Genomic DNA, 4,327 nt, shown 5'->3' with positions numbered 1-4,327 from the left:
CGTACCGCTCGGGCGGTACCGAGGCCCGTACGCCCGTCTCCAGCAGGATGCCGCACGCCGACACGATCAGCGCCGCCATCATCAGCGCGACGAACGTCCCGGCGAAGCCGGCCGGCCGGAACCGGAGCGCGGCCCGCGCGAGCCCGTTCGTACGCGCCCGCACCCCCGCCCGCGGCAGCCCGCCGTCCACGCCGTTCACGCCGTTCATGCCGTTCATGCCGTTCGCACCGCTCATGCCGCGTGCTCCGCCGTACGGCGCTCGCCGCGCGGGTCCAGCGTCGTCATCCGGGCCGCGACCTGCTCGGCCGTCGGCTGCCGCAGGCTGCCCGCGAGGGAGCCGTCCGCGAGGAACAGCGCCACGTCCGCGTACGACGCGGCGACCGGGTCGTGGGTGACCATGACCACGGTCGCCCCCAGCGAGTCGACCGCGTGCCGCAGCAGGGCCAGGATCTCCGCCGCCGTACGCGTGTCCAGCGCCCCCGTCGGCTCGTCCGCGAAGATCACGTCCGGCCTGGTGACCAGCGCGCGGGCGATCGCCACCCGCTGCTGCTGGCCGCCGGACAGCTCCGCGGGGCGCCGCCTGCCGTGTGCCGCGAGGCCGACCTGCGCCAGCACCTCGGCCGCCCGCGCGTGGTCGGCGCGCAGCCCGGCGAGCCGCATGGGCAGCAGGATGTTCTGCGAGACGGTCAGCGACGGCAGCAGGTTGAACGCCTGGAAGACGAACCCCAGGCGGCTGCGGCGCAGTTCGGTGAGCTTGTTCTCGCCGAGCCGCGTCAGCTCCGTACCGCCGAGGAACACCGAGCCCGCGGTGGGCTTGTCGAGCCCGGCGGCACACTGCAGGAGCGTGGACTTGCCGGAGCCCGAGGGGCCCATGACGGCGGTGTACGTGCCCCGCGGGAGGGCGAGGTCGATGCCGCGCAGCGCGTGGACGGCGCCGGCGCCGCGGCCGTAGCGCCGCTGGACGCCGCGTAGTTCGACGGCGTGGCCGGGGGCGGCGGGCGCCCCGTGGTCCTGCCGGTCTCCCCTGCTCCGCAGCCGCATGTCGTCCGCCCTTCGTCCTCGCCGTGCACGGTGGCCGTGACCGGGGCCGTTGCCCCGCTCGCCGTGTTCCCGACGCTACGGAGCCGGGCGGGCCCCGGCCATGGCGGCTACCGGCGGACGCGGGGTGGGGTTAACCCGAAGAGTGCGGAGGAGCGCCCGACGCATTAATTGCCAGGGCAACAATGAGGTAAAGTAAGTAAAGGGCTCAGGTCCCGGAACGGCCGTCCCCACGACCCCGGGAGGAACCCATCGGACACGAAGACACGTTGATTGCCATGGGCGGCGCCTTCATGGCCGCCGCCATCCTCGCCCGCGCGGGCAGCCGCATCGGGCTGCCGACCATCCCGCTCTTCATCCTCGCCGGCATCCTGCTCGGCCCGAACACCCCCGGCATCGTGCTGGTCAAAGACCCGCACGACCTGGAGATGCTCACCGCTCTGGGCCTCGTCCTGCTGCTGTTCTACCTCGGTCTCGAATTCCACATGGACGACCTCAAGTCGGGTGGTCGCCGCATGGCCGTGGCGGGCAGCATCTATCTGCTGCTCAACGTCGGCGCGGGACTCGGCTTCGGCTTCGCGCTCGGCTGGGGCACGTCCGAGGCGCTGGTGCTGGCCGGTGTGCTCGGCATCTCCTCGTCCGCGATCGTCACGAAGATCCTCGTGGATCTGAACCGGATCGGGAACGGCGAGACCAAGCCCATCCTCGGCATCATCGTGATCGAGGACATCTTCCTGGCCATCTACCTGGCCGTGCTGCAACCCGTGCTCTCCGGCGCAGAAGGCCCCGGCGAAGCGGCCCTGCAGGCCGGCAAGGCGATGGCGTTCCTGCTGGTCCTGGCGACCGTCGCGCGCTTCGGCACGAAGGTCATCGGCCGGCTCTTCGACACCCGCGACAACGAACTGCTCGTCATCTCCTTCCTCGGCGCCGCCGTGCTGGTCGCCGGAATCTCGGAGTGGTTCGGGGTGGCGGACGCCATCGGCGCCTTCATGGTCGGCCTGATGCTGGGCAGTACGACGTCCGCGGAGCGGATCCGTACGCTCGTGCACCCGCTGCGGGACGCCTTCGGCGCCATCTTCTTCTTCGGCTTCGGGCTCTCGATCGACCCGGGCGACCTGCCCTCGGTCGCGGCCCCGGTGGCCCTCGCGGTGCTGCTGACGATCGTGATGAACGTGGTCGCGGGCCTCGCCGCCGCGAAGCTGTACGGCTTCGGGGCCCGGCCCGCCTCGAACATCGCGCTGACACTGCTGGCCCGCGGCGAGTTCGCACTGATCCTCGCCACGATGGCGGCCACGGCCGGGCTCGACCGGCGGCTGTCGCCGTTCATCGCCGGGTACGTACTGGTGCTCGCCGTGCTCGCGCCGCTGGCGGCGGGCCGGTCGCACTGGCTGGCCCGCGTCCTGCCGGGGGGCAAACCGCCGCCCGGAGGCGGGGCGGCACTGGATCCGACGCCGGAGGCGGCCGGGGCCAAGTGACCGCGGGGACCGGGGCGTACGTGCGCGACGGCGACGCGCGAACGCCCCGGTTCCGGCATGTCCGCCCGCCGCGGGCCGTACGCCCTACTCCCGGCAGATCAGCAGCAGCGCCCGGTCGTCCTTGACGTCCTTGGCGACCTTCTCGATCAGATGCCAGGCCGCGCCCCGGAACGTGCTCGACGCGTACTGGTCCGCCTCGCCTATCAGCCGGTCCATGCCCTCGGTCAGATCCCGGTCCGGCGCCTCGACGAGGCCGTCCGAGAACAGCATCAGCACGTCCCCGCGGCGCAGCGTGCCCTTCAGCGGGTCGAACTGCGCCTCCTCCACCACCCCGAGCAGCGGCCCCTCCGCGCCCTTCTCCTCCCAGCGCCCCGTGCCGGCGCTGAGCTGCACGCCGGGCACGTGCCCCGCCGAGAACAACTCGTAGTCCCCGGACTCCAGGTCGAGCACCAGGTGCACGGAGGTGGCGAAGCCCTCCTGCCACTCCTGGCGGAGCAGGTAGCCGTTGGCGGCGGGCAGGAAGTCGTGCGGCGGCAGCGAGCCGAGCAGCCCGCCGAAGGCGCCGGACAGCAGCAGCGCCCGCGACCCGGCCGCCATGCCCTTGCCGGAGACGTCGGTGAGCACGGCCTCCAGGATGTGGCCGCCGTGGGTGCGGGAGGCGACGACGAAGTCGCCGGAGAAGGACTGGCCGCCGGCCGGGCGCAGCGACATCTCCGCGTGCCAGCCGCGCGGCAGCCGCGGCAGCTTGCTCTGCACCCGGATCCGCTCGCGCAGGTCGAAGAGCATGGTGCCGCCGCGCCGCCACGGCACGCCGACGCGGCTGCGGAACTGCGCGACGGTCAGCCCCGTCAGCCCCACCGACGCGATCACGAGCACGGTGCCCGGCGTCACCCGGGCCGGGCCTTCGGCGTACGGGCCGAGGAGCATCGCCTCGACGATGAGTGCGGTGGCGGACGCGGCGTACAGCGCGAGGAGGCTGGCGGGCCGCAGCACCAGGCCGCCGATGAAGATCGGCAGGACCAGCGCGGCGGGCGAGACCCAGGCCGGCGAGAGGAGCGTGCCGGCGGCGAGCGCGGGGATCGTCAGCAGCAGGACGACGAGGGCGATCCAGTCGGAGCCCTCACCGCGGAAGTAGTCGACACCGGCCCTGCGCACGCCGACCCGGGCCCGGTGCAGCGTCTTGTGCCACCGGGCCGCTTGCGAGGTGGAACCCGCACCTCCGGCCATGCCCCGGGACCCTATCCACCCGCCGCGCCGGGCGTCGATTCACGGCGTGCCGACCGCACTCTTCGGGCGGCACTGCCGGAATCGTATGCGAATTCACGGCGTTTGGAACGAAGGAGGGCCTGCCCGGACGCAGTTGGGACGAGGGTCACGTGGGCTGGCACGAGGGGCACCAGAAGAGGTTGCGCGCGGCGAGGGTGGCGGTGCGTACGTCGGTGCCGCAGAGGTGGCAGGGGCGGCCCGCGCGGCGGTAGACGTAGACCTCGCCGCCGTGCTCGTCGACGCGCGGCGGGCGGCCCATCGCCTCGGGCAGGTGCTCGGGCCGCACGGTGTCGATGCGCCCGGTGCGTACGCCCTCGCGCATCAGCACCGCGAGGTCGGCCCAGAGGGCCTCCCAGGCGGGGCGGCCGAGGTCGCGGCCCGCGCGGTAGGGGTCGATGCCGTGCCGGAAGAGGACCTCGGTGCGGTAGATGTTGCCGACGCCGGAAATCACCTTCTGGTCCATGAGCAGCGTGGCGACCGGCGCGCGGCTGCGCGAGATCCGCGCCCAGGACGCCTCGCCGTCGTCGCCGGCGCGCAGCGGGTCGTCG

General features: G+C 73.2%; 5 protein-coding genes. 1 reads left to right on the top strand and 4 read right to left on the bottom strand.

What is annotated here, in order from left to right:
* A partial coding sequence (locus H5J30_RS19315) for a hypothetical protein (RefSeq protein WP_181788666.1) occupies window positions 1–208 on the bottom strand: 208 nt, incomplete at its 3' end.
* A 23-nt stretch (window positions 209–231) separates the two neighbouring features.
* Entirely contained in the window at window positions 232–1,041 is an 810-nt protein-coding gene (locus H5J30_RS19310; RefSeq protein ID WP_181788665.1) for an ABC transporter ATP-binding protein, read from the bottom strand.
* 275 nt (window positions 1,042–1,316) lie between these two features.
* Between H5J30_RS19310 and H5J30_RS19305 the strand changes: the two genes are divergently transcribed.
* On the top strand, window positions 1,317–2,513 hold the full coding sequence (locus tag H5J30_RS19305) for a cation:proton antiporter (protein ID WP_181788664.1): 1,197 nt from the start codon (window positions 1,317–1,319) through the stop codon (window positions 2,511–2,513).
* Window positions 2,514–2,597: 84 nt separating this feature from the next.
* Here the strand turns inward: H5J30_RS19305 and H5J30_RS19300 are convergent, their stop codons facing one another.
* Both H5J30_RS19300 and H5J30_RS19295 read right to left on the bottom strand, forming a co-directional pair.
* Window positions 2,598–3,740 (bottom strand): PP2C family protein-serine/threonine phosphatase, encoded by a 1,143-nt coding sequence (locus H5J30_RS19300; protein ID WP_181788663.1) that lies wholly within the window; start codon window positions 3,738–3,740, stop codon window positions 2,598–2,600.
* 145 nt (window positions 3,741–3,885) lie between these two features.
* The coding region (locus H5J30_RS19295) for a zinc finger domain-containing protein (protein WP_374100995.1) at window positions 3,886–4,327 on the bottom strand (442 nt) is incomplete at its 5' end.

Source organism: Streptomyces phytophilus, from assembly GCF_013870535.1.
Lineage (GTDB): Bacteria > Actinomycetota > Actinomycetes > Streptomycetales > Streptomycetaceae > Streptomyces > Streptomyces phytophilus.
This window is presented reverse-complemented; position numbering and strand designations above follow the sequence as displayed.